This window comes from Corallococcus sp. AB030 (assembly GCF_003668965.1).
Taxonomy (GTDB): Bacteria; Myxococcota; Myxococcia; order Myxococcales; family Myxococcaceae; genus Corallococcus; species Corallococcus exiguus.
This window is the reverse complement of sequence record NZ_RAWQ01000528.1, coordinates 1-393: the sequence shown is the minus strand read 5'-3', so window position 1 is coordinate 393 and position 393 is coordinate 1. Positions and strand designations below refer to the sequence as shown.

Below are 393 nucleotides of genomic sequence, written 5' to 3'. Positions count from 1 at the left end.
ACGCACTATGGCGACGCTGGGGCGTCTTATGAGCCTGCTGTCACCCTTTGACGTGGTGATATGGATGACGGATGGCTGGCCGCTGTATGAATCCCGCCTGAAGGGAAAGCTGCACGTAATCAGCAAGCGACATACGCAGCGAATTGAGCGGTATAACCTGAATCTGAGGCAGCACCTGGCACGGCTGGGACGGAAGTCGCTGTCGTTCTCAAAATCGGTGGAGCTGCATGACAAAGTCATCGGGCATTATCTGACCATAAAACCCTATCAGTAAGTTGGAATCATTACCCATTTCTCTATGCCCGTCTCTGAAAAACCCACTCAGTAAGCCTGAAGCCATTCAGCAAAAGATAACCAATATTCTAGCAATGCCAATAAAAACAATATTTAAAA

Annotated in this window: 1 protein-coding gene; it reads left to right on the top strand. The window is 48.3% G+C overall.

The window, feature by feature from the left end; translation table 11 throughout:
- Positions 1–274, top strand: a 274-nt coding sequence (locus D7Y15_RS43915; RefSeq protein ID WP_233605345.1) for an IS1 family transposase, incomplete at its 5' end; no start/stop codon positions are given.
- Between the last annotated feature and the right edge of the window lie 119 nt (positions 275–393).